Origin of the sequence: Pseudarthrobacter cremeus, from assembly GCF_051857465.1 — a bacterium.
Classification (GTDB): domain Bacteria; phylum Actinomycetota; class Actinomycetes; order Actinomycetales; family Micrococcaceae; genus Arthrobacter.
Genome location: NZ_JBPZHC010000001.1, coordinates 787564 through 810203, shown reverse-complemented (window position 1 = coordinate 810203; position 22640 = coordinate 787564). Strand labels below are relative to the sequence as shown.

Annotated in this window: 22 protein-coding genes; 17 read left to right on the top strand and 5 right to left on the bottom strand. The window is 65.6% G+C overall.

The features are described 5' to 3' along the window. The first annotated feature begins 18 nt into the window (after positions 1-18). The 5 genes from atpD to ACS5PJ_RS03620 are packed head-to-tail and all read left to right on the top strand — an operon-like array spanning position 19 to position 6053. Complete coding sequence (gene atpD / locus ACS5PJ_RS03640) at positions 19-1473, top strand: F0F1 ATP synthase subunit beta (protein WP_131682607.1); 1455 nt, start codon at positions 19-21, stop codon at positions 1471-1473. A gap of 1 nt (position 1474) precedes the next feature. Beyond that, on the top strand, positions 1475-1759 hold the full coding sequence (locus tag ACS5PJ_RS03635) for a F0F1 ATP synthase subunit epsilon (RefSeq protein WP_439433524.1): 285 nt from the start codon (positions 1475-1477) through the stop codon (positions 1757-1759). A 10-nt stretch (positions 1760-1769) separates the two neighbouring features. Beyond that, positions 1770-2201, top strand: coding sequence for a DUF2550 domain-containing protein (locus ACS5PJ_RS03630; RefSeq protein ID WP_439433523.1), 432 nt, complete (start codon positions 1770-1772; stop codon positions 2199-2201). Positions 2202-2205: 4 nt separating this feature from the next. Beyond that, complete coding sequence (locus tag ACS5PJ_RS03625; RefSeq protein WP_439433522.1) at positions 2206-3513, top strand: alpha/beta hydrolase; 1308 nt, start codon at positions 2206-2208, stop codon at positions 3511-3513. Between the two features lie 50 nt (positions 3514-3563). Beyond that, positions 3564-6053, top strand: a complete 2490-nt coding sequence (locus ACS5PJ_RS03620) for a bifunctional lysylphosphatidylglycerol flippase/synthetase MprF (RefSeq protein WP_439433521.1) — start codon at positions 3564-3566, stop codon at positions 6051-6053. A gap of 145 nt (positions 6054-6198) precedes the next feature. Here the strand turns inward: ACS5PJ_RS03620 and ACS5PJ_RS03615 are convergent, their stop codons facing one another. Continuing rightward, positions 6199-6402 (bottom strand): cold-shock protein, encoded by a 204-nt coding sequence (locus tag ACS5PJ_RS03615; protein WP_011692441.1) that lies wholly within the window; start codon positions 6400-6402, stop codon positions 6199-6201. A 277-nt stretch (positions 6403-6679) separates the two neighbouring features. Continuing rightward, positions 6680-7375, bottom strand: coding sequence for an endonuclease NucS (gene nucS, locus ACS5PJ_RS03610; RefSeq protein ID WP_354145895.1), 696 nt, complete (start codon positions 7373-7375; stop codon positions 6680-6682). 37 nt (positions 7376-7412) lie between these two features. On the opposite strand from nucS, the gene ACS5PJ_RS03605 reads away from it, so the two are divergent. Together ACS5PJ_RS03605 and ACS5PJ_RS03600 are read left to right on the top strand one after the other, a co-directional pair. Beyond that, positions 7413-7769 carry an Rv1322 family protein gene (locus ACS5PJ_RS03605; RefSeq protein WP_354145894.1) on the top strand — a complete coding sequence of 119 codons (357 nt, stop codon included), beginning with the start codon at positions 7413-7415 and terminating at the stop codon, positions 7767-7769. A 74-nt stretch (positions 7770-7843) separates the two neighbouring features. After that, on the top strand, positions 7844-8644 hold the full coding sequence (locus ACS5PJ_RS03600) for an alpha/beta hydrolase (protein WP_439433520.1): 801 nt from the start codon (positions 7844-7846) through the stop codon (positions 8642-8644). Here the strand turns inward: ACS5PJ_RS03600 and ACS5PJ_RS03595 are convergent. After that, a complete protein-coding gene (locus tag ACS5PJ_RS03595) occupies positions 8641-10005 on the bottom strand; it encodes an AI-2E family transporter (protein ID WP_439433519.1) in 1365 nt (454 codons plus the stop codon). The two genes, ACS5PJ_RS03600 and ACS5PJ_RS03595, sit on opposite strands and share 4 nt — an antisense overlap. 201 nt (positions 10006-10206) lie before the next feature. On the opposite strand from ACS5PJ_RS03595, the gene ACS5PJ_RS03590 reads away from it, so the two are divergent. The 8 genes from ACS5PJ_RS03590 (at position 10207) to ACS5PJ_RS03555 (ending at position 19484) form a co-directional block, all read left to right on the top strand. Continuing rightward, a complete protein-coding gene (locus ACS5PJ_RS03590) occupies positions 10207-11925 on the top strand; it encodes a DUF8094 domain-containing protein (RefSeq protein ID WP_439433518.1) in 1719 nt (572 codons plus the stop codon). Positions 11926-11991: 66 nt separating this feature from the next. After that, positions 11992-12993 carry a tetratricopeptide repeat protein gene (locus ACS5PJ_RS03585; RefSeq protein WP_439433517.1) on the top strand — a complete coding sequence of 334 codons (1002 nt, stop codon included), beginning with the start codon at positions 11992-11994 and terminating at the stop codon, positions 12991-12993. Next, on the top strand, positions 12993-14090 hold the full coding sequence (locus tag ACS5PJ_RS03580; protein WP_439433516.1) for an NADH:flavin oxidoreductase/NADH oxidase: 1098 nt from the start codon (positions 12993-12995) through the stop codon (positions 14088-14090). Before ACS5PJ_RS03585 ends, ACS5PJ_RS03580 begins: the two co-directional genes overlap by 1 nt. A gap of 61 nt (positions 14091-14151) precedes the next feature. Next, a complete protein-coding gene (locus tag ACS5PJ_RS03575; RefSeq protein ID WP_439433515.1) occupies positions 14152-14946 on the top strand; it encodes an ABC transporter ATP-binding protein in 795 nt (264 codons plus the stop codon). Beyond that, positions 14928-16499, top strand: coding sequence for a transporter (locus tag ACS5PJ_RS03570; protein WP_439433514.1), 1572 nt, complete (start codon positions 14928-14930; stop codon positions 16497-16499). Before ACS5PJ_RS03575 ends, ACS5PJ_RS03570 begins: the two co-directional genes overlap by 19 nt. 28 nt (positions 16500-16527) lie before the next feature. Beyond that, on the top strand, positions 16528-17310 hold the full coding sequence (gene nagB, locus ACS5PJ_RS03565) for a glucosamine-6-phosphate deaminase (protein WP_439433513.1): 783 nt from the start codon (positions 16528-16530) through the stop codon (positions 17308-17310). Positions 17311-17361: 51 nt separating this feature from the next. Further along, the gene (locus ACS5PJ_RS03560; protein ID WP_439433512.1) at positions 17362-17703 is read left to right on the top strand and encodes a DUF3039 domain-containing protein; all 342 of its coding nucleotides are present in this window, start codon (positions 17362-17364) and stop codon (positions 17701-17703) included. Next, complete coding sequence (locus ACS5PJ_RS03555) at positions 17703-19484, top strand: DEAD/DEAH box helicase (RefSeq protein ID WP_439433511.1); 1782 nt, start codon at positions 17703-17705, stop codon at positions 19482-19484. The genes ACS5PJ_RS03560 and ACS5PJ_RS03555 overlap by 1 nt, the downstream gene beginning before the upstream one ends. A gap of 28 nt (positions 19485-19512) precedes the next feature. On the opposite strand, the gene ACS5PJ_RS03550 is transcribed toward ACS5PJ_RS03555, so the two are convergent. Together ACS5PJ_RS03550 and ACS5PJ_RS03545 are read right to left on the bottom strand one after the other, a co-directional pair. Beyond that, positions 19513-20151 carry an isochorismatase family protein gene (locus ACS5PJ_RS03550; RefSeq protein ID WP_439433510.1) on the bottom strand — a complete coding sequence of 213 codons (639 nt, stop codon included), beginning with the start codon at positions 20149-20151 and terminating at the stop codon, positions 19513-19515. After that, positions 20151-21479, bottom strand: a complete 1329-nt coding sequence (locus tag ACS5PJ_RS03545; RefSeq protein WP_439433509.1) for a nicotinate phosphoribosyltransferase — start codon at positions 21477-21479, stop codon at positions 20151-20153. Before ACS5PJ_RS03545 ends, ACS5PJ_RS03550 begins: the two co-directional genes overlap by 1 nt. A 182-nt stretch (positions 21480-21661) precedes the next feature. Here ACS5PJ_RS03545 and clpS point away from each other — a divergent pair, with 182 nt between their 5' ends. Continuing rightward, positions 21662-22045: an ATP-dependent Clp protease adapter ClpS gene (gene clpS, locus ACS5PJ_RS03540; protein WP_439433508.1), complete on the top strand. Its 384-nt coding sequence runs from the start codon at positions 21662-21664 to the stop codon at positions 22043-22045. Continuing rightward, the gene (locus ACS5PJ_RS03535) at positions 22038-22604 is read left to right on the top strand and encodes a DUF2017 domain-containing protein (RefSeq protein WP_439433507.1); all 567 of its coding nucleotides are present in this window, start codon (positions 22038-22040) and stop codon (positions 22602-22604) included. The genes clpS and ACS5PJ_RS03535 overlap by 8 nt, the downstream gene beginning before the upstream one ends. The last annotated feature ends 36 nt before the right edge of the window (positions 22605-22640 follow it).

Here is a 22640-nt window from a genome sequence, read left to right as displayed (position 1 = left end):
CTGAGTGAAGTGAGAGAGATGACTGCCACCGCTACCGAACACGTAGCAGCAACGTCCGGTGCTACCGGCCGTATTGCCCGTGTTATTGGCCCGGTTGTCGACGTCGAATTCCCGGCTGACGCAATCCCCTCGATTTACAACGCCCTCACCACGGAGATTACTCTCAACGGTGAAACCAAGACCGTCACGTTCGAGGTTGCCCTGCACCTCGGTGACAACCTCATTCGCGCCATCTCCCTGCAGGCCACCGACGGACTCGTCCGCGGTACCAGCGTTGTGGACACCGGTTCGCCCATCACCGTGCCCGTTGGCGACGGCGTCAAGGGTCACATCTTCAACGTGCTGGGCAAGCCCCTCGACGTTGACGAGTCCGAGATCCAGGCTTCGGACTACTGGCCGATCCACCGCAAGGCACCTGCCTTCGCAACCCTTGAAGGCTCCACCGAGATGCTGGAAACCGGCATCAAGGTCATCGACCTCCTCACCCCGTACATCAAGGGTGGAAAGATCGGCCTCTTCGGCGGCGCCGGTGTTGGCAAGACCGTCCTGATCCAGGAAATGATCACCCGTGTTGCCCGCAACTTCGGTGGTACTTCCGTATTCGCCGGTGTCGGCGAGCGTACCCGTGAGGGCAACGACCTCTGGGTTGAAATGGAAGAGGCGGGCGTCCTCAAGGACACCGCCCTTGTATTCGGCCAGATGGATGAGCCGCCGGGAACGCGTCTTCGCGTGGCCCTTTCTGCCCTGACCATGGCGGAATACTTCCGCGATGTCCAGAACCAGGACGTGTTGCTCTTCATCGACAACATCTTCCGCTTCACGCAGGCAGGTTCCGAGGTTTCCACCCTCCTCGGCCGCATGCCTTCGGCTGTGGGCTACCAGCCCAACCTGGCAGACGAGATGGGACTCCTCCAGGAGCGCATCACGTCCACCAAGGGCCACTCCATCACCTCGATGCAGGCCATCTACGTTCCCGCAGATGACTACACCGACCCGGCCCCGGCCACGACCTTCGCACACCTCGATGCAACCACGGAACTTTCCCGTGAAATTGCCTCCCGTGGTCTGTACCCGGCCGTTGACCCGCTGACGTCGACTTCCCGAATCCTGGATCCCCAGTACATCGGCAAGGATCACTACAACACGGCTGTCCGTGTGAAGCAGATCCTGCAGAAGAACAAGGAACTCCAGGACATCATCGCCATCCTCGGTGTCGATGAGCTCTCGGAAGAGGACAAGATCGTCGTGTCGCGTGCACGCCGTATCCAGCAGTTCCTCTCCCAGAACACCTACACCGCCAAGCAGTTCACCGGCGTCGAAGGCTCTACGGTTGCCATCAAGGACACTATTGAAGGCTTCACTGCCATCTGCGACGGCGACCTCGACCACATTGCAGAGCAGGCGTTCTTCAACGTCGGCGGCCTGGATGACGTTGAGCGCCAGTGGGCCAAGATCCAGGAACAGACCAAGTAATATGGCTGAGCTTGAGGTTGAGATTGTCGCAGCGGATCACTTCGTGTGGTCCGGAGCGGCCAAGATGGTCAAGGCCCGCACCAGCGATGGTGAAATCGGAATCCTGCCCGGCCACTCGCCCCTGCTGGCGATCCTGGCCGAAGGTGAACTGGCCATCGAGCCGGTTTCAGGGGACCGCATTGCCGTAACTGTTGACGGCGGATTCTTCTCCGTCGACAACAACCGCGTGGTGATTGTTGCTGACAACGCCCAACTGGGTGACGCGGCTACTGCTGGGATCCGCTAGCACGACCCTGATGGACGCTCCGACGCTTACGTTCATCGCACTGGCAATCGCCTTCGGATTGCTGATTATTGCACTGTGCCTTTCCGGGGTGCGCCGCTTCAACCTGCGGCGCGCCCTCGGGACGGCGGACGCCTCCATTTGCGTAGCTGGAAACAGCTGGCAGATGGGGGTTTGTCGTTACCAGGACAACGATCTTGAGTGGTTCCGGCTGCTCTCGTTGAGCGTCCGCCCCAAACACAAATTCAAGCGCAGTTCCCTGGAACTGCTCGGCCGCCGTAAGCCCACTGAAGCTGAGGCAGTGAAGGTCCAGCCCGACGTCGTGATCGTTGAATTGCGGTATGAAGGCCAGGACCTTCGGCTGGCCATGAAATTCGATGCTTACACAGGACTGTCCTCGTGGCTCGAAGCCGGGCCGGTCGTCGGCGTAGGTACCTGGCGCTAGGCACGTGGACTGGATTGCCGATATCAGGTTGACGGACGGCCCGGTGTACTGGGCGGCCTGGGTCCTTGGCGTGGCTGCCGGCGGGTACTTGATCCTCCGCCCGCGCCCCCTGACCCGCCGTCGCTGGTTCCTCAGCGTTGCCGCCGCCCTGGCCGTAGCAGCCGGCATGGTCCTCCTGGTCCACTGGATCCTCATCTACCTGACTTCCGCTTTCCCTGATGAACTTCCGTTTGACGTCCTGGCCTGGGTGTATACCGCCGTAGTGGCACTGTTGCTGCTGCTGCTGAGGCTCCCCGCGGGATCATGGCGCCGCCGTACGCTGGACGGGGTTGCCCTGCTGGCTGTGATACTGCTCGGGGCCGTGCAGATCAACGCCTATTTTGGCCTCAACAGGACGGTGGCGGACCTTACCGGGACGGCCCTTTCCCGCATTCCACCGCTCGAGCAGGAGCTGACACGCCAGTCCGGCGGCACCGCCCAGCCCCTGTCCGGCTGGAAGCCTGCCGGTGACCTTCCCCCCGACGGCGCGCTGCGGACCGCCTCCATTCCGGCAACGGCCTCCGGCCTGCAGACGCGCGACTCCTACATTTACCTGCCGCCTGCCTACTTCGCGTCAAACCGTCCGAGCCTCCCCGTCCTGGTGCTGGTTCCGGGCCAGCCCGGCGGCCCCGCCGACTGGCTGACCGGGGGGTCGCTGCAGCGTCGCATGGACAGTTTCGCGGCGGAGCATGGGGGAGTGGCACCCGTGGTGGTGGTGGTGGACCCCAACGGCAGCCAGTCCGCGAACTACTTATGCATGGACAGCGCCCTGGCCAAGGCTGACACCTACATGTCCGTTGATGTGCCGGCATGGATTGCTGGCAATCTTGACATTGATGCCGACCACCGGCATTGGGCGGTTGGCGGGTTCAGTTTCGGTGCCACGTGCGCCATCCAGATGGGCACCCGCCACCCGGAACTGTATGCAGGCGTCCTTGCTTTCGCCAGCGAGAGGGAGCCGTCACTGGCAAAGGAACGCCAGAAGACTGTTGATGCAGCGTTCAATGGCGACACCGGTGCATTTGACGCCCAGGTGCCGCTGACGTTGATGAGTGAGCGGCAGTACCCCGGCAGTGTGGCCTACTTCGCGGCAGGCGCCACCGATCCGGAGTTCGTGGCCAACCTTCGGACGCTCAGTGCGGCTGCCCGGGAGGCCGGCTTCACGGTGGGGGCTGACGAGGTCCCGCGCGTCGGTCATTCATGGGACATGCTCAGTCCGGGCCTGACCAAGGGGCTCGAACTCCTGGCCGCGCAGTGGGGGTGGCAGAAGTGAGGGCTCTGAATGAGGTCCGTGCACCTGCTCTGCTTTGGTCAACTGTCGGGTTGCCGACTGCCCGGAAGTTCTGGGCCTACCTGCGTTCAGTGCCGCTGACGCTCTGTACCCTGGGAATCTTCCTGGCCGTCGGGGCCGGCACCGGGAGTTACCTCAGCGGTCCGCCGGTGGAGCTTCTGCCCCTCGCCGGCGTCAGCGCCCCAGGGCTGCGGAGCGGCGCCTGGTGGGCGCTGTTCACCTCCCTCTTCTTTGCCACCAATCCCCTGGCCTATCTGGTGGCGTCCTTGATGATCCTGCTGCTGATGGGCCTGGCCGAGCGGAGCCTGGGACCGCTTCGCACGGGTGCCATATTCCTGTGCGGCCAGTTCGCCGCCGTCTCGGTGTTCCTGCTCGTGACGCAGCTGGCCCGTTATGCGGGAGACGGCTGGCTGGGGCTCATGGCGGACTACAGCCTGATCGGGCCCTACGCCGCTGTCCTGACTGTTTCGCTGGCGGCCAGTGGCCATCTCCCGCTCCTCTGGCGCCGCCGGCTGCGGACAGCCGTGCTCTCCGTTGCCCTCCTGCTGGTCCTGTACGTGGGGCATCCGGAAACGGTCATTGGCCTGATCGGAGCCGTTCTTGGCCTCGCCGCCAGCTGGTGGCACCAGGGGGACCTCGGCCATCTGCATGCGCCGCGCTCCACAGGCCGTGAGACCAGGAACCTCCTGGCCCTGACGGTGGCTGTTTTTGCGGTGGGGCCCATCCTGACGGCAGTGGCCCGCACCCCGACAGGTCCGCTGGCTCTGCTCCGGGACGTGGTGCTGAATCCTGTGCCCACGCTTGGCCAGCTCGAAGCCAACTGCGGGCCGACAGTTGAGGCGTCGTGCCTGGAGGTGGGACGGACGGGGTTCACCGGACCGTTCGGACTGGCTGTGGCTGTGGTGCCCGTTGTCCTGCTGCTGATCTGTGCCGACGGCATGCGCCGCGGCCGCAGGATGGCGCTGCGGATCACCCTGGCAATCCAGCTGGCCGTCACCGCCCTGGCTGCTGTCTATCTGGCCCTTTTTGCCCTGATACCGCATTACGCGTCCCGTCCGCATACCTCCTCGATGGGTTCCGGGTTTGCCCACATCCTGCCGCTGGTGATCGTGCCCCTCCTGCTCGCCGTGCTGCTGTGGACCAACCGAAGGCAATTCCGGGTGGAGACAGTGCCGAGCGCCCGCCGCAAACTCGTCGCCGTCGTCGGCGGTGTCTGGCTTTTCCTTGCCGGGAGCTACACCGTGGCATGGTTCGGGGCCGGTGGAATGACACGTGACGGCGGACTGCTGGGCCTGCTGGCGGAGTTGTCCCGGCAGTACCTCCCCGTGCCGCTTCCCAACCTGTACCGTCGTGTGTTTGCCGACCGCAACAGCCTGGAGTCCCTGATCTTCGGCTATGCCGGACCGGTCTTCTGGCTCGTGGCGCTGGCCGGGGTATGGTCCGTGCTCCTGGGCCGGCACCATGGCAGCGATTCCGGGCATGATGACAGGGCCAAGGCCCGGAAGCTCCTCCACCAGGGCGGCGATTCCTTGTCGTGGATGGCTCTCTGGGAGCCTAACCGCTATTGGTTCAGCCCGGACGGACGTGGCGCTGTAGCCTACCAGCAGCACGGCAACGTTGCCCTGACCCTTGCAGGTCCCTTCGGTGCCGCAGACGCCCGGTTGCGGACTGCCGAAGAATTCCTTGACTACTGTGCCAGCGGCGCCCTCATTCCGGCCTTCTATTCCTGCGACAACACATTGTGGCCGCTGCTTCAGCGGCGCGGCTTCCAGCGGGTAGCCGTGGCACAGGAAACAAGGCTTGCCATCCAGGAGCTCGAATTCAAGGGCAAGGAATGGCAGAACGTCCGGACAGCGCTGAACCGGGCAGCCAAAATAGGCGTCAAAGCCGTTTGGGGGACCTACCACGGACTCCCGGCGGACCTGCGCGCCCGGCTGAGCGAAGTGTCGGAGGAGTGGGCGGCTGCAAAAACCATTCCCGAAATGGGTTTCACGCTCGGCGGCATTGATGAACTGATGGATGACGAGGTGCTGTGCTGCCTGGCCGTTGACGGCGAAGGCACCGTTCACGGGGTCACCAGTTGGCTGCCCGTTTACGACGACGGGAAGGTGGTCAGCCGGACGCTGGATGTGATGCGTCGGGCTGATGAAGGATTTCCAGGGGTGATGGAGTTCCTGATTGCCTCCGCAGTGCTGGAGTTGCGGGACTCCGTGAAAGTCATATCGCTCTCCGGCTCGCCGCTTGCGCAGCATCCCCGGGACGGGGAAGAGCAGGACGCTCCGGATCCGGCGGAGAACCTGGTCCGGATACTTGATGTGGTGGGCCACGCGCTTGAACCTGTCTACGGCTTCCGCTCGCTGGCGGCCTTCAAATCGCGTTTCAAGCCCGAATACCGCGCACTCTACCTGTATTACCAGGACTCTCTGCAGTTGCCGGCAATCGGACGCGCTCTGACCCGCGCCTATTTGCCGGGACTTTCGCTGCGCCAGGGGGCGCGGCTGGTCCGGAGTCTGGTGAGCTGAGGCCGGCGATTGGCCGCGGAGCTAACTCTGCGCGGCCACGAAAACATGTGTGCCAAGTTGTCATAAAACAAGAAGATCCCCGGCACGCATGCCGGGGATCTTCAATGAGTTCAAGGCCGCACGCAGCGGCCTTCGAACCGGGGGATCAGACCAGCGTTACGCCGGTTGCCTGGGGGCCCTTGGCGCCCTGACCGATTTCGAACTGAACACGCTGATTCTCATCGAGGGTCTTGAAGCCACCGGTCTGGATCTCGGAGTAGTGAACGAAGACATCGCCATCGGAGTCATCCGGGGTGATGAAGCCGAAGCCCTTTTCAGCGTTGAACCACTTGACGGTTCCCTGTGCCATTTTTATTTCTCCTCATTGTGGAACTTGTCTAAGACCAGCACACCTCGTGCTGGACTCGGTCACTCCGCGAGAAGAATCCTTCACTGCCCGTTCCTTGGGAAACCGGCCCTGCAGGAGCTTCGCGCTCGCAACTTGTCTTGCGAGCATGAAAAACACCTACACAAAGACTGTTCTAAGAATTTCATGCCGTTTCTGTCAGGTCAACGCCTCTGACCGGCCAATCCTGCAAATCCAGGGTAAAAAGTGGATGAATGCCCTCGTCAGGGGCGGGCGCGGCTTAGAACAGCCTGGATTCGCTGTCGTCCACGCCCCGCATGGCATCGTAGTCCAGCGTGATGCAGTCGATCCCGCGGTCGTTGGCCAGCACCTTCGCCTGCGGCTTGATCTGCTGGGCCGCGAAGATTCCGCGCACCGGCGCCAGCCGCGGATCCCGGTTCAGCAGTTCAAGATAGCGGGTCAGCTGCTCCACGCCGTCAATATCGCCACGGCGTTTGAGTTCGATGGCTACGGTGGCACCGGCGGCGTCCCTGGCCAGGATGTCCACCGGTCCGATCGCCGTGAAGTATTCGCGACGGATCAGTGAGAAGCCCTCGCCGAGAGTCTCGATCTGGTCCGCGAGCAGCCGCTGCAGGTCCGCCTCGACGCCGTCCTTGATCAGGCCCGGGTCCACGCCCAGGTCATGGGAGGACTCGTGGAGCTGCTCATGGATGTTGATGATGAGCCTGTCGTCGGTCTTGGCCGACTGCACCGTCCACTGCTCCGTGACGCCGAGTTCAAGGTCAACGTCGTCCGGCGTCGACACACGGAGGGTGGCCGGCGGGCTCATCCAGTTCAGCGGCTTATAGGAACCGCCGTCGGAGTGGACCAGCACCGAGCCGTCGGCCTTGACCAGCAGGAGCCTGGTGGCAAGGGGGAGATGGGCTTTAAGCCGGCCTACGTAATCAACGGAGCATTGGGCTATGACAAGTCGCACGCCGTACACACTACCGGGGCTGGGGCAGAATGGAGGCATGCCCCGTTCCAACCGCCCCCGCCGCCCGGCCTCCGGAAAACCGGGAGGACCTCCCGGCAGGGCCGCAGGAAAGAAGGGCAGCGGGGAAGTCCCCGAGCTGGATCTTGAGCGTGCCAGGGCAGGAATTGCCCGCAGGGAGAGCGCCCCTGACGGCGAGTGGATGGTCCGGACCATGACAGCAAAAAACGCGGAAAAGACCTACATCTGCCCCGGCTGCTCCACTGCGGTGGTTCCCGGGATTGCCCATCTGGTGGTGTGGAAGGACGACCACCTGTTCGGGGCGGCGGCCGGTCTTGCCGAACGCCGCCACTGGCACACGAACTGCTGGCTGTCCCGGTCCTACCGCTACCGCTGAGGCTCCCGTGCCGCGGGGACACGGGGCCGGCCTGGTAAGTTTGCCGCCGCCCCTGAGTCGCTAAGCTGGCAGGCATGACTTTTGATCCGGCGTCGTACGAATTCGTCCAGCCTTCCGGCCCGTCCCCCATCCGCGCTTCCACGGTCCTGCCGGCGCGGCGCGAGAACATCCACCTCCACACGGAGGACGGCCATGAACTGGTGGGGGAGCTGGCCCTGCCGGAATCCGGTCCGGTCACCGCAACGCTGATTACCCTGCACCCGCTGCCGACCCACGGCGGGTTCATGGACTCCCATGTCTTCCGCAAGGCCTCCTACCGGCTTCCCGCGCTGGCAGGTGTGGCTGTCCTCCGCTTCAACACGCGCGGAACCTCATCGCCGCGCGGCACCAGCGCCGGTTCCTTTGAAGAGGGGATCGGCGAGCGGCTCGACGTCGAGGCGGCGGTGCGCTTCGCCGTCGAACGTGAGCTCCCCAACCGCTGGCTGGTGGGTTGGTCCTTCGGCACCGAGCTGGCGCTGATGTACGGCGCCGTGGAGCCGGTGGCCAGCCGGATTGAGGGCGCCATCCTGTTGTCGCCGCCGCTGCACCGCGCCACCGACGCCCACCTCCGGCTGTGGGCGGAGGCGGCCAAACCGCTGACCGTGCTGGTGCCCGAGCATGATGACTATCTGCAGCCCGCGGCTGCCGCAGAACGCTTCAGTGTGGTGCCCCAGGCCCGGGTGGTAGGGGTCGACGGCGCCAAGCACCTTTGGGTGGGGGAGAAATACGCGTCCCGTGCGCTCAACGAGATCGTTGATGATGTGACCGAAACCGGTTCCGGCCCCGACGGCCTGCCGCAGGAGTGGAACGGGCCGGTGGCCACAGCCCTCGCCTAGTGCTTGTCCTGGCGGACGATGTAGATCTCCTTCAGGAGCAGCAGGATGGCGGCGGCAGTCGGGATGGCGATCAGGGCGCCCAGGACGCCCAGGAGGCTGCCGCCGGCAATGACCGAGATAACGGCCACCGCGCCGGGCACGGCCACGGCTTTCTGCATGATGCGCGGGGAGATGAAGTAAGCCTCGAACTGCAGGTAGGCGAAGTAGCAGACCGCGTAAACGGCTGCCGTCTGCCAGCCAACAGTGAGGGATATCAGTACGACGATCACGCCCGCAATCAGCCCGCCGACCAGGGGGATGAACGCCAGCAGCGCCACCACGAAGGCGAGCAGCAGTGCGAACGGTACGCCCACGATGGACATGACGATGAAGGCGAACAGGGCATTGAGCAGCGCGACGCAGGCCTGGCCGATCACGTAGTTGCCTACTGAGCGGGTGATCTCCTCGGACAGGGCCGCCACCCGCGGCCGGCGGGAGCGGGGGGCCAGCCGGTAGCCCCACTTCTTCATGGCCGGAAGTGCCGCCAGGAAGTAAAGGCTCAGGACCAGGACAATCAGGGTGCCGAAGAGGCCGTTGGCGAGGGTGGAGCCGAAGCCCACCACCCCGCCGAAGATCCCTCCCATGGCAGCCGGATCATTGACGAACTTATCGAGTTCCTCGGTAACGCGGTCGCGGATGCCGAACTGGCTGTCAACGGTGCGGAAAAATTCAGAATCGATGAAGTCCCGCACCCAGGTGGGTGCCTGCTCCACAATTTCGGTGACCTGTTCAACAATGGTGGGAATCAGGGTGGCGAAAAATCCTGCCACCGCGCCCACCAGCACGGCGACCGAAAGCAGGATGCCGGCCGGGCGGGGAATCTTCCGGTTCTCCAGCCATCCGACCACCGGCTCCAGCCCAAGGGCGATGAACAGCGCAGCCACAATCCACAGCAGCAGTTGCGTGGTGTTCGAACCGATCCAGTAGACCAGCAGTGCAAGGCCAACACCCACGGTGCCCATGAAACCCATGTACAGCGGATGCTGGGGCGAGATGCGCGGGCCCGGCTTGCCGAACTGGGGAGAGCCCTCGCCGTCCTTGGCGGTTTCCTCTTCAGCGGCCTGGTACTCAGCCGGCAATTCCGGCGGCATCTCAAAGCGAAGCCGGGGCTGGGCCCCCGGCAGCGGCTGACGGAGGCGGCGGGCGATGAAGCCCAAAGCGGCGGCCGCGGCGGCGGTCCGCCTGCTCCTGGCACGTTTTTCCGGCGGGGACTTTTCCGGGAAGGACTTTTCCGGCAGGGACTTTTCAGGCTGGGACTGCGGTGCGCCGGCTGCCGGTTTGTTTTCGTGTGCCGCGGAGGACTCATCCGTCTTGTCAGTCACTGGATTTGGGGCCCGTTCCGTGCGTGGCGCCGCATGTGGGTGCCGGTGTGATGATCATCGCAAACACTATCAGCAGCCTTGCTAACAGACGCGGGGACGCCCGGTCAGCAGGCCTTCAACCTCGCCGTGCGGCCCCTCCTGCGGCCCCCAAAAAGGGGTTCCGGTAACAAAACGGTTACTATTGAAGGTAAACCCCCGCTGATGATAGGTGTTTCCTTGCGTTTCAAGACTGCAGTCGCACTCGTGCTGCTCGGCCTCCTGACACTTCTGGCCGGTATCGGCCAGAAAACCATTTGGGCTCCCTCCGCGACCTTCACGGCTTCGGCCCCGTCAGATGCCGCCGCGGCCCCCCTGACCGTAATCGACCAGAAACTGCGCACGCTGCACGGTGGAACGGTGAAGATCAAGATCGAAGGGGACGGCAACTTCATGCTCGCGGCCGGCCGGCCCGACGACGTTGACGCCTGGGTTGGCAAGAGTGCCCACAACACCGTGACGGGGGTCTCCGAGGACGAGAAGTCACTCCAGGTGGAGCATGCCGACGGCGACGCCACAGTCCCGAACCCCTCAGGATCGGACCTCTGGGTGTCAACCGAAAACGCCAGCGGCGAGCTCGATTACTCCTGGACCCCGCCCGCGGACGGCGAGTGGTCCCTGCTGCTGGCCTCTGACGGCACCAAGCCTGCGCCGGCCTCAATCTCCATGACGTTCCCCAATGACACCGCCACCCCGTGGGCCGTCCCGCTGATGGTCCTCGGCGGGCTCCTGATCCTCGCCGGCATCGCCCTGGCGGTCCTCTCCGCACGGAAGAAGGACGGCGAAGGCGACGGCCAGGGGAGCGGTTTTGCCCAGCGTGCCCGGGCGAAGTCTGAGGCCCGGTCCTCTTCAAATTCAAAGCTGACGATGGTTTCCGGTGGAGCGGCCGCTGCCGCCGTGACCGCCGTCGTTGTGGCGGTGACCGGTGGCGCCGCCAGTGCGGCCACCACCCCCGCTCCGGCCCCGGCAACGGAATCCCCTGCCGCAAATGCACAGCCGGCCTCGCCGGTCCTCCTGGACGCCCAGTTCCGTCGGATCCTGGAGCAGGTCTCCAGCGCCGCGGACGCCGGGGACGGCGCAAAGGACGCAGCCAAGCTCGCTGAGCGGGTCGGTGGCACGGAACTTGAAGTCCGCACCCAGAACTACAAAATCCGATCCCAGGTGGGCACGTACGAAGCACGCATGCCGGTCCGTTCCACGAAACTGCTCACCACCGTGGTCACCAGTGAGCGCACCTGGCCCCGCTCCGTCCTTGCTGTCACCCAGGGCGACGGCAACGTTGTCCCGCAGCTCCTGACCCTGGTCCAGCCGGCCCCGCGTGAGAACTACAAGCTCACCGAGACCACCCCGCTGCAGCCCGGAACAACGTTCCCGGCCATCAACCGGAGCGGCACGCAGACCCTGGCCCCCGCTGACAAGTCAGGCCTGCTGTACAGCGGTGAGGAAGCCCTTGCCGGACTCGCCGACCGTCTGTCCAACGCCGAGTCGAGCTTCAAGGACAAGCTCCTGGAGGGCGCATCCTCGCCGTACATTGCCGACACGCTCTCCTACCAGGCAGAGGTGGTCAAGTCGGGCGAGAACGGCACCTTCTCCTTCACCCACAAGGTGGTGCCGGAGAGCACCGTGGTATTCCGCACAGCCGATGGCGGGGCGCTGGTGCTGGGCCGGATCAACTTCGGCTTTGACGGCACCCCCAAGGCCTCCGGCGACAAACTCACCATCGGTGACGACGCCGCGGCGCTCGCCGGCGGCAAGGAAACCACCACCGGCATGGTCCTGAACTTCGCCGAGTCAATGGCGGTTTATGTCCCGCCCGCCGGCTCCGCCGATCCCATGAAGCTGGTGGCAGCCACCCGCGGACTGGTAGGCGCAAGCTTCAAGTAGGGCCAAAGGGGTAAACCCCTTCACGCAGTACACCCGGCAGCGGCCGGAGTGGCTAGAGTGGAAAGCATGAGTTCGCCAGCTTCCCGCCCCGTCCCTCCAGCCGCTGCCAGCCTGCTTAACCTGCGTGGCGCCGTCGACCTTTCCTCACTGAAACAGCGTCAGGCGCCGCCCGCTGGCCCAGGCAACCCGTCCGCCGGTCCGCAGGCCCCCCTTGATCCAGCGGGTACCGGGAACCCCGACGCCGGGCCCGCTCCGCTGCGGGTCGACGTCACCGAAAGCAACTTCCAGGAGCTGGTGGAGCTTTCTGCCCAGGTTCCGGTTGTCATAGCGCTGTGGGCCGCATATTCACCGGAATCCGCCGGGATGCTGGATACGCTTGAACGCGTCGTTAACAGTTTTGCCGGCCGCCTTGTCCTGGGCACCGCTGACATTGACGCGTTCCCGCAGCTGGCCCAGGCGTTCCAGGTCCAGGCCGTCCCCACGGCAGTTGCAGTCCTCAAGGGCCAGCCGGTGCCCCTCTTCCAGGGCGGCGCCGAGGAACCCCAGATCAGGGCCATCCTGGATGAACTGCTGAAAGTCGCGGCAGCCAACGGCGTCACAGGCAGCCTTGGCGGGGGAGCGCCGCAGGAGGCCGGACCTGCCCCGCTGCCGCCACTGCACCAGGCCGCCTTCGACGCCATCGAGGCAGGCGACTACGAGGCAGCCGCGGTGGCCTACCGCCAGGCCTTGCTGGAAATGCCCGCCGACGCCGAAGCCAAGGCCGGCCTCGCCCAGGTGGAACTGATGGCCAGGCTCCAGGATCTCTCGGCAGAGGACACCGAAGCGCTCCGGACCCTCGCCGCCAACGAGCCGGACAATCTGGAGGCGCAGCTGGGCGTGGCGGACGTGGACGTGGCAGGGGGCCATGTGGAAGATGCCTTCAACCGCGTGGTCAGCTTCATTGGCCGGAACTTCGGGCCGGAACGGGAAACGGCACGGGTAAGGCTCCTGGAGCTCTTCGACGTCGTAGGCACCGCCGACCCCCGTGTTGGCAAGGCGCGGCAGGGACTGGCCAGGGTGCTGTTCTAGTGCCGGCCCTCTTCGAGCCGCTGAAGCTCCGCTCCCTGGAGTTGAAGCACCGCGGCTGGGTCTCGCCCATGTGCCAGTACAGCTGCGGTCCCGACGGCGCCCCCGGGGTCCCGAACGACTGGCACCTGATGCATCTGGGCTCCTTCGCCGCCGGCGGGGCCGCACTCATCCTCACCGAGGCGGCAGCCGTCAACGCCCAGGGCCGGATCAGTCCCCGGGACGCCGGGCTGTACAACGACGAACAGGCCGAAGCGTGGCAGCGGATCACCGGTTTTGTGCACCGCCACGGCGCGGCTGACACCAGAATCGGGGTGCAGCTCGCCCACGCCGGGCGGAAGGCTTCCACCTACTGGCCGTTCTCCGGTCAACGGGGGAGCGTGCCGGAGTCCGACGGCGGCTGGTCCACGGTGGGCCCGTCACCGTCAGCGTTCGACGGCTATGCCGAACCGGCCGGGATGACCGGGGAACAGATCCGCGGGGTCATCGACGATTTCGCCGCCGCCGCAACGCGTGCTGTGGACGCCGGATTCGACACCGTTGAAATCCACGGAGCCCATGGCTACCTCCTGCACCAGTTCCAGAGCCCGCTGATCAACACGCGGACTGACTCCTGGGGCGGCACCGAGGAAGGCCGCAACCGGCTGATGCTCGCTGTCATTGATGCCGTCCGCAACGTCATTCCAGAGTCCATGCCCCTGCTGCTGCGGATTTCGGCCACCGACTGGGCGCGGGGCGGCGTCGACATCGAGGCCTCCGTCCGCCTGGCCGCCCAGGCGGCCGAACGCGGCGTTGACCTCGTCGACGTTTCAAGCGGCGGCGCCGTGGCCCACCAGGACATCAAGCCCGGCCCGGGTTACCAGACAGGCTTCGCCGAGCGGATCCGCCGGGAGGCCAACGTCCCCACCGGCACTGTGGGCCTGCTGACCTCCGCTGACCAGGCCGAACATGCCGTGGCCACCGGACAGGCGGACGGCGTGTTCATAGCCAGGGCGGCGCTCCGCGATCCGCACTGGTGGCTGCGCGCGGCGTTCGAACTGGGACACGAGCTGGCGTGGCCGCCGCAGTATGAACGCGCCATCCCCCGGCATTCGTTCTAGGCGCGCGGCCAGGGACCGGGCCCTTCACCCGGCGCGGAGCCGAGGGCGTTACGCTGGCTCTATGACTGCTCCGCATCCTGATCGGGTGCCGCCCGCCGGCACGGTACCTGCCCTGTCGATCCGCGGGCTCGCCAAGCGTTTTGGCGGGAAAATCGCCGTAGACGGGATCAGCCTGGATGTCCCGGCAGGGTCGTTCTTTGGCATCGTGGGCCCCAACGGTGCCGGTAAGACCACCACCTTGTCCATGGCCACCGGACTGATGCGGCCGGACTTCGGCACGGCGGTGGTGCACGGTGTCGACGTCTGGGCCAGGCCGCTGGAGGCGAAAAAGCTCATGGGCATCCTGCCGGACGGTGTTCGCCTCTTTGACCGGCTGACCGGCGAGCAGCTCGTCACTTACGCCGGACTGCTGCGGGGAATGGACAAGGAAGTGGTGGCCTCCCGGGTGGGTGAGCTGTTGTCGGCCCTGGACCTGGGCGACGACGCCGGGACGCTGGTGGTGGACTACTCGGCAGGCATGACAAAAAAGATCGCACTCGCCTCCGCGCTGATCCACGCTCCGCGGCTCCTGGTGCTGGACGAGCCCTTCGAATCCGTGGATCCCGTCTCCGCATCGAACATCCGTGCCATCCTGGACCGCTACGTGGCGTCCGGCGGAACAGTGATCGTGTCCAGCCACGTCATGGATCTGGTCCAGCGGATGTGTGACCATGTGGCCGTTGTTGCCGTTGGCAGACTGCTGGCGGTGGGAACGGTTGATGAGGTCCGCGCCGGGGAGTCGCTGGAGGACAGGTTTGTCCAGCTGGTGGGCGGGCGCAACCACACGGAAGGCCTGGAATGGTTGCGCACCTTCTAAGGCTGAAACTGACTCTGCTCCGCAACGGCCTGCGCCGCAGCCCGTGGCAACTGGTGGGCATGGCCTTTGGCGGACTGTATGCGCTGGGCCTGGTGGGTGCGCTGGTGGTGGCCCTGGTGCTGCTGCGCCGTGCGGATCCTGAGCTGGCGCACATGGCAGTGGTCCTTGGCGGTTCGGCGGCCCTGCTGGGGTGGGGCATTGTTCCCATCGCGGCCTCGGCGGTGGACATGACCCTGGATCCTGCACGGTTCACCACTTCTGCCATCCCCATGCCGCAGCTCCTGACCGGCCTGGCACTGGGTGGGCTGATCGGCATCCCCGGCCTGGCCACCGCGCTGGTGGCCCTGGCCACGGTCTGGACCTGGGCCCGGGGGCCCCTCCCTGCAGGTGCCGCACTGGTGGGCGCTGCGCTGGGCGTTATGAGTTGTATCGTCCTGTCCAGGGTGGTGACCACCGCAACGGCCAGCCTGGCGTCATCGCGCCGGTTCAAAGACGTCAGCGCCATCGCCTTCATGATCCCGCTGGTCATGATGGGCCCCATTGTCGCGGGGGTCAGCAGGGGGATAGCCGCCTCAGCCGGGTTCCTCGCGGAGTTGACGGCCACACTGTCCTGGACTCCCTTGGGCGCGCCGTGGTCGCTCGGCGGCGATGTGGCCGCCGGACGGCCGCTGGAAGCAGCCGTCAAATTCCTGATCGCTGCGGCCACTCTGGCGGGCCTCGCCTGGTGCTGGAAGCTGCTCCTGGAACGGGCCCTGGTCAATCCGCCATATGCCGGGAGCGGGAGCCGTAAGGGCGGAAAGCTGGGGCTGTTCGGGCTGCTGCCGGCCACGCCTGCCGGTGCCGTGACGGCGAGGTCCCTGACGTACTGGGTACGCGATCCCCGCTATTCAGGTTCCCTGGTGGTGGTACCTCTGCTGCCCGTTCTGCTGGTCTTCCAGGGCAGCCAGTCCGGCAATTACGGGTCCCTGGCGTTCGCGGCACCACTGTCGGCATTCCTCATGGCCTGGTCCATCTCGGCGGACGTCTCCTACGACAACACAGCATTTGCCCTGCATGTGGCCACCGGCGTGCGCGGCGTGGATGACCGGCTCGGACGGGCCCTGGCCTGCCTCGCCTTCGCCCTTCCGGTGGTGCTCATCCTTGCGGTGGGCCAGGCGTTTTTCACCAGCGGCTGGGCGGGGTTGCCGGGCCAGCTTGGCCTCAGCCTGGGGGTGCTCTTCACGGGCCTTGGATTGTCCTCCGTGGTGTCGGCGCGCTATACGGTTGCTGTTCCATTGCCCGGCGACAGCCCGTTCAAAAAGCCCCCGGGCAATGTGGGCCAGACCCTGGCCGTGCAGTTCGCCGGCATGGGCATACTCGGTCTCCTGGTCCTTCCCGAGGTGGGTCTGTTCATCGCGCAGGCGCTCACCGGCAATCCCGGCCTGGGGTGGGCCAACCTGGCCGTCGGCCTGTTGCTGGGACCGGCGCTGTTTTCGGCCGGCATCCGGCTCGGCGGCAAGTGGCTCGATGCCCGCGGTCCTGAACTGCTGGCCCAACTGACCGTGAACCGCTGAGTCCGGCCCCAACGAAAGGTCGTGGTCCATGGAAATCGTCATCCTCCCCGGCAGCAGGCAGATCGGAAAACTCGCGGCCGACACCGTTGAGGAACTGCTGAAGAAAAAGCCGGAGGCTGTGCTGGGTCTGGCCACCGGCTCATCGCCCTTGCCCGTCTACGATCAGCTGGCCGAGCGGCACGCCAGCGGCAGCCTGGATTTCAGTCAGGCACGCGCCTTTGCACTGGACGAGTATGTGGGTCTGGCAGCCGGGCATCCGGAATCCTACCGGGAAGTGATCCGGCGTGAGTTCACCGCCCGGGTGAACATTCCCGAGGGCAATGTCCACACGCCCGACGGCGCCGCCGAAGATCTTCCCGCCGCCTGCCGGGCCTATGAGGCTGCAATGCGGGCAGCGGGGGGTGTGGACCTGCAGCTGCTGGGCGTGGGCACCGATGGACACATCGCTTTCAATGAACCGGGCTCATCCCTCGCGTCCCGGACCCGTATCAAAAGCCTGATCGAGCAGACGCGGCGGGACAATGCCCGGTTCTTCCCCAGCCTGGCGGACGTGCCGCACCACGTGGTCACCCAGGGCCTCGGAACCATCATGGAAGCCCGGCACATCGTCCTGGTGGCCACCGGAGCGCGAAAGGCGCCGGCAGTCCGCGACTTTGTGGAGGGGCCGGTCTCGGCCTTCTGCCCGGCGTCAATCCTGCAATTCCACCCGCACGCCACCATCCTGGTGGATGAAGCTGCCGCATCCTCGCTGAAGCTGGCGGATTTCTACCGGCACACGTACGACCACAAACCCGCCTGGCAGGGACTGTAAGGGCGAAACGGTCCGCCCGCCGTCAAACGCCTACAGCCGGGGGAGGCTAAGATGGATGCCATGACTAGCATGACGGACCCTCTCGAAAACGACCCGATGCGCGAGCTTTCCGGGGCTGGAACGTCCACGGCCACCATTGAGCGCGAAGAGCTGCGCCAGGAAGTTGAACCCGGTGACCGGGAACGCTTCTCGCACTATGTGCGCAAGGAAAAGATCATGGAATCCGCGCTGACCGGCGAGCCCGTCATTGCCCTGTGCGGCAAGGTGTGGACACCCGGCCGGGATCCGAAGAAATTCCCGGTGTGCCCCATGTGCAAAGAGGTCTATGACGGCCTCCGCCCGGGCGACGACGGCGGCAAGGGTCCCGGAGGGGACTCAGGCAACAACAAGTAGTGACGGAGACGCTCTTTGGCGGCCCCACCCTGCCTCCGGCCTATCCGGAACGTGCAGCCTGGGGAACCGCCCAAAAACTCCGTGCCTGGCAGCAGGAAGCCCTTGACCTCTACTTCAGGACCGGTCCCCGGGACTTCCTAGCGGTAGCGACTCCAGGCGCCGGCAAGACCACCTTTGCCCTGCGGGTCGCCTCCATGCTCATCGAAGCCGGAGCGGTTAACCGCGTGACCATCGTGGCGCCAACGGACCACCTGAAACGGCAGTGGGCCGATGCCGCCGCCAAGGTGGGCATCGCCATCGATCCGAACTTCAAGAACGCCGACGGCCAGCACGGCCGCGGCTTCGTCGGTGTGGCCGTCACGTACGCGCAGGTTGCCAGCAAGCCAATGCTGCACCGCGCCAAGACCGAGGCCGCGCGCACGCTGGTGATCCTGGACGAGATCCACCACGGCGGTGAGGCTCTGTCCTGGGGTGATGGCCTGAAGGAGGCATTCGATCCCGCGGCCCGGCGGCTGTCCCTCACGGGTACGCCGTTCCGTTCGGACACCTCACCCATCCCGTTCGTGGAATACTCCGAGGACCGTGACGGCATCCGGCGGTCCAAAGCGGACTACACCTACGGCTACGGCAATGCCCTGCGCGACCACGTGGTGCGCCCTGTCATGTTCATGGCCTACTCAGGCCAGATGCGGTGGCGGACCAGCGCCGGGGAAGAGATGGCTGCCTCACTCGGCGAAGCCGCTGTGACGAAGGACATCACCGCGCACGCCTGGCGGACGGCGCTGAACCCGGCCGGCGAATGGATTCCGGCTGTCCTGGCCGGAGCGGACAAACGCCTCAGCGAGGTCCGCCGCACCGTCCCTGATGCCGGCGGCCTCGTCATCGCCACTGACCACGAGGATGCCAGGGCTTATGCCGGGCAGCTGAAGAAGATTACCGGGGAGTCGCCGACTGTGATCCTCTCCGACGACGCCAAGGCCTCCAGCAAGATCGAGGACTTCACCACCAGCGGAAAACGTTGGATGGTGGCGGTCCGCATGGTTTCCGAAGGCGTGGACGTGCCGCGCCTTTCCGTGGGCGTCTATGCCACCTCCACGTCCACCCCGCTGTTCTTCGCCCAGGCAGTGGGACGCTTTGTCCGTGCCCGCAAGCGGGGTGAAACCGCCTCGGTGTTCCTTCCGTCGGTGCCGGCGTTGATGGGACTGGCCAACTCCATGGAACTGGAGCGGGACCACGCTTTGGACCGCCCCGAAAAAGAGGACGGCGACGGCCTTTTCACTCCCGAGGATTCCCTCATGGCCGAGGCCAACCGGGAGGACAAAGCCTCTGACAGCCTGACCAAGGGCAAGTTTGAGGCCCTCGATTCACAGGCTTCCTTTGACCGTGTCCTGTTCGACGGCGGCGAGTTCGGCACCGGGGGAGAGGTGGGCTCCGAGGATGAACTGGATTTCCTGGGCATCCCCGGCCTCCTGGACGCCGAGCAGGTAGGCACCCTCCTGCGGCAGCGCCAGCACGAGCAGCTCAACCGGAAGAACCGGCGCTCACCGGTGGCCGAGCCGGCAGCCGCTCCTGCAATGCCTGACCACCGGATGCTGATGGACCTGCGGAACGAGCTGGCCAAGAACGTGGCTGCCTGGTCGGCCCGGACCGGAACCCCGCACGGCGTGGTCCACACCAAGCTCAGGACTGTCTGTGGCGGCCCGCCGGTGGCGCAGGCCAACGAGGAGCAGCTTCAGTCGAGGCTGCGGAAACTGCAGGACTGGTTCATCGGCCGGAAGTGACCGGCCGCAAATGATCAGCCGGAAGTGATCAGCTGATTTCGACGCCGCCGAGCTCCATTTCGGCAACGGCATCTTCGAGGTCCTCGGCGATGCCGGCAGTGAGCGAGCGGATGACCGTGACGGAGTATCCCGCCTGGACCGCATCCAGCGCAGTGGCCATGACGCAGTAGTCGGTGGCGATCCCCACCACCACGACATCCTCAACGTCATGGCTTTGCAGCCAGTCGTCCAGCCCGATGGCGTCGTCCGAGGGCGAGTAGTCCCCGGCGTCCGCGTCTGCGGGAAGGGAACCGGCCAGCCTTTCGCCGGTGGGAACGGCATCCTCAGGCGCCAGGAGGCCCTCGAACCCTGAATACGCCGCGGCGAACTGGCCTTTCTGGAAGTACGCCTGGATGTATTCCGTATCCAGGTCCGGGTGGAGTTCGGCGCCCCGGGTTCCCGCGACGCAGTGGCGCGGCCAGCTGTCCTTGAAGTCCGGGGTGTCGGAAAAATGCGCTCCGGGATCGATGTGCCAGTCCTGCGTGGCAACAATGTGGTCGAATTCGGTGTGGTGGGCGTCAACGTAGTCACTGATGGCCGAAGCCACGTGGGCTCCGCCTGCCACGGCGAGCGACCCGCCCTCGCAGAAGTCGTTCTGGACGTCGACGATGATCAGGGCGCGTGACATCAGTTCTCCTCGTAAATGGTGGGGATGGCAGGCTCGCCGCGCTGCAGGCGGTTGACCACGGCAGGAAGTTCGGCCATGGTGTCGGCATGCCGCTGGCGCGCGCGCATCACGCCCTCGTGCCCGGTCCAGCCAGGGAGGAGCTCGCCGTTCTTCATGAACTGCTGCAGGAGGGGCCGGTCGTTGCCGTCGTCGTCGGGACGGTGGCCGATTCCCACAATTTCCTGGGTGGCAATGCCGCGCTCGTTGAGCTTGCGCAAGGCGTACTTGCGTCCGCCCATGCTGGTTTTGTTCTTGGCCGCCTTCGCAACGGAGACGAAACTGCCGGCGTCGTCGGTGCGGCTGACCAGCTTGTAGACCATGCTGGCCGTGGGCGCTCCCGAGCCCGTCACCAGCGAGGTGCCCACCCCGTAGGAGTCGACCGGGGCGGACTGGAGGCCCGCGATGGCGAATTCGTCAAGGTCGGACGTGACCATGATCCGGGTATTTTCATTGCCGAGCTGGTCCAGGAGCTGGCGGACCCACTGGGCCTGGGCAACGAGGTCGCCGGAGTCGAGGCGGACGCCCCCGAGCTTTGGCCCGCCCAACTCAACGGCCGCACGGACCGCCGTTTCGACGTCGTACGTGTCCACGAGAAGCGAGGTGCCTTCCCCCAGGGAAGCGAGCTGGGCCTCGAACGCTTCGCGTTCAGTGTCATGCAGGAGTGTGAAGGAGTGCGCGGCGGTGCCGACGGTCTTGATGCCGTACCGCATGCCTGCCTCAAGGTTGGAGGTGCTGTGGAAACCGGCGATGACGGCGGCCCGGGCGGAGGCGGTTGCCGCTTCCTCGTGGGTGCGCCGGGACCCCATCTCGATGCAGGGCCGGTCGCCCGCCGCGCTGATCATGCGGGACGCAGCAGAGGCGATGGCGCTGTCATGGTTCAGGACCGAGAGGACGTAGGTCTCCAGCATGCAGGCTTCAGCAAAGGTTGATTCGACAATCAGGATGGGGGAGTTGGGGAAGTAAGCCTCGCCTTCCGGGTAACCCCAGATGTCGCCGGAGAACCGGTAGTTCGCCAGATAGTCCAGCGTGTCCTGATTGACCACCCCGGTCCGGCCCAGGAAGTCCAGCTCGGCTTCGCCGAACCGGAAGTCGGCAAGTCCTTCGAGCAGCCGGCCGGTGCCGGCCACGATCCCGTACCGCCGGCCGTCGGGCAGGCGCCTGGCAAAGGCCTCGAACACCGACTTGCGGTGGGCGGCGCCGGAATGCAGCGACGCCTGCAGCATGGTCAGCTCGTAGTGGTCGGTGTACAGGGACGTGCGGGGATGGTCCCAGCCGGCAGGGGTACTCACAAAATTCACTCTAGTCCCCACCGGCTCCCACGTCTCGCTTCGCTTCGCCGCGGGGCCCTCGCCGGCGTGGGCCCACCCACCGGCTCCCACGTCTCGCTTCGCTTCGCCGCGGGGCCCTCGCCGCTCCGTGGTCACGCGGGGCCCTCGCCGGCGTGGGCCCATCCTCCCCATAGAATGGACAGATGACCTTAAGCGTTGCGCCCGGCCCCGGTACACGGGAGGGGACCCGGACCGGCACCGATGCCACCACGGATTCCCTGACCGCCCCGGACATCCCGTGGAACCTGGTGATTTGGAATGACCCGGTAAATCTGATGAGCTATGTCAGCTACGTGTTCCAGAGCTACTTCGGCTATTCCGAGTCCAAAGCGAACAAGCTGATGATGGAAGTCCACAAGAAGGGCCGGTCCATCGTCGCCCACGGCAGCAAGGAGCAGGTTGAGCGGCACGCCGTCGCCATGCACGGCTTCGGGTTGTGGGCCACAGTGGAAAAGGCCAGCGGCGGAAACGGCGGAAACTCGAAGAAATCCGGCGGATCCGGTCAGGGCAAGGGAAAACGTGGCTAAAGCATTCAAGAACGGGCTCAAGGGCATCACCGGATTCCTGGAACCGGCTGAACGGGAACTGCTCCGCAGCCTGATCGATGACGTCATTTCCATGCTCCAGCCGGAAGAGCGCGAAAACCAGGATCCGCTTGCCGCGCTGATCGGGCTGGACATGGATGTCCGCGAACCTACCGACCGGGCCGTTAAGCGCCTTCTGCCCAACGTCGCGAAGGACGACGACGGCGCGTCCCTTGAGTTCCGACAGCTCACTGAACGCTCGCTGCGGGAAACGAAGATCGGCGCGCTGCGCGCCGCGGCGCTCGACCTGGACAAGGATGAGGTGGTCCTGACCGCCGAAGGCGCACGGCACTGGTCGATGGCCCTGAACGATGTCCGCCTCGTGCTCGCGGAGCGCCTGGACATCCGGGACGAGGAGGATGCGGAGCACGTCCACCTGATGCAGGACTGGTCCCAGGCGGAGGACGTCGAGAGCTACCTCGCGCTCGTGTACAACTTCACCACGTGGCTGCAGGAGTCGCTGGTCCAGGCGATGCTCCAGTCGCTCGATTCACGCTCCTGAACCGCGCAGGCGGTCCCGGCAGGGAGCGAACTGTGA

Excerpts from the sequence above, each read along its gene's own strand:
- ACS5PJ_RS03635 (WP_439433524.1), top strand. The coding sequence starts at position 1,475 with ATGGCTGAGCTTGAGGTTGAGATTGTCGCAGCGGATCACTTCGTGTGG.
- ACS5PJ_RS03600 (WP_439433520.1), top strand. The coding sequence starts at position 7,844 with ATGACTTTTGATCCGGCGTCGTACGAATTCGTCCAGCCTTCCGGCCCG.
- nagB (WP_439433513.1), top strand. The coding sequence starts at position 16,528 with ATGGAAATCGTCATCCTCCCCGGCAGCAGGCAGATCGGAAAACTCGCG.
- ACS5PJ_RS03575 (WP_439433515.1), top strand. The coding sequence starts at position 14,152 with ATGACTGCTCCGCATCCTGATCGGGTGCCGCCCGCCGGCACGGTACCT.
- ACS5PJ_RS03590 (WP_439433518.1), top strand. The coding sequence starts at position 10,207 with ATGATAGGTGTTTCCTTGCGTTTCAAGACTGCAGTCGCACTCGTGCTG.
- ACS5PJ_RS03570 (WP_439433514.1), top strand. The coding sequence starts at position 14,928 with ATGGTTGCGCACCTTCTAAGGCTGAAACTGACTCTGCTCCGCAACGGC.
- clpS (WP_439433508.1), top strand. The coding sequence starts at position 21,662 with ATGACCTTAAGCGTTGCGCCCGGCCCCGGTACACGGGAGGGGACCCGG.
- ACS5PJ_RS03605 (WP_354145894.1), top strand. The coding sequence starts at position 7,413 with ATGCCCCGTTCCAACCGCCCCCGCCGCCCGGCCTCCGGAAAACCGGGA.
- atpD (WP_131682607.1), top strand. The coding sequence starts at position 19 with ATGACTGCCACCGCTACCGAACACGTAGCAGCAACGTCCGGTGCTACC.
- ACS5PJ_RS03550 (WP_439433510.1), bottom strand. The coding sequence starts at position 20,151 with ATGTCACGCGCCCTGATCATCGTCGACGTCCAGAACGACTTCTGCGAG.
- ACS5PJ_RS03630 (WP_439433523.1), top strand. The coding sequence starts at position 1,770 with ATGGACGCTCCGACGCTTACGTTCATCGCACTGGCAATCGCCTTCGGA.
- ACS5PJ_RS03560 (WP_439433512.1), top strand. The coding sequence starts at position 17,362 with ATGGATGCCATGACTAGCATGACGGACCCTCTCGAAAACGACCCGATG.
- ACS5PJ_RS03615 (WP_011692441.1), bottom strand. The coding sequence starts at position 6,402 with ATGGCACAGGGAACCGTCAAGTGGTTCAACGCTGAAAAGGGCTTCGGC.
- ACS5PJ_RS03585 (WP_439433517.1), top strand. The coding sequence starts at position 11,992 with ATGAGTTCGCCAGCTTCCCGCCCCGTCCCTCCAGCCGCTGCCAGCCTG.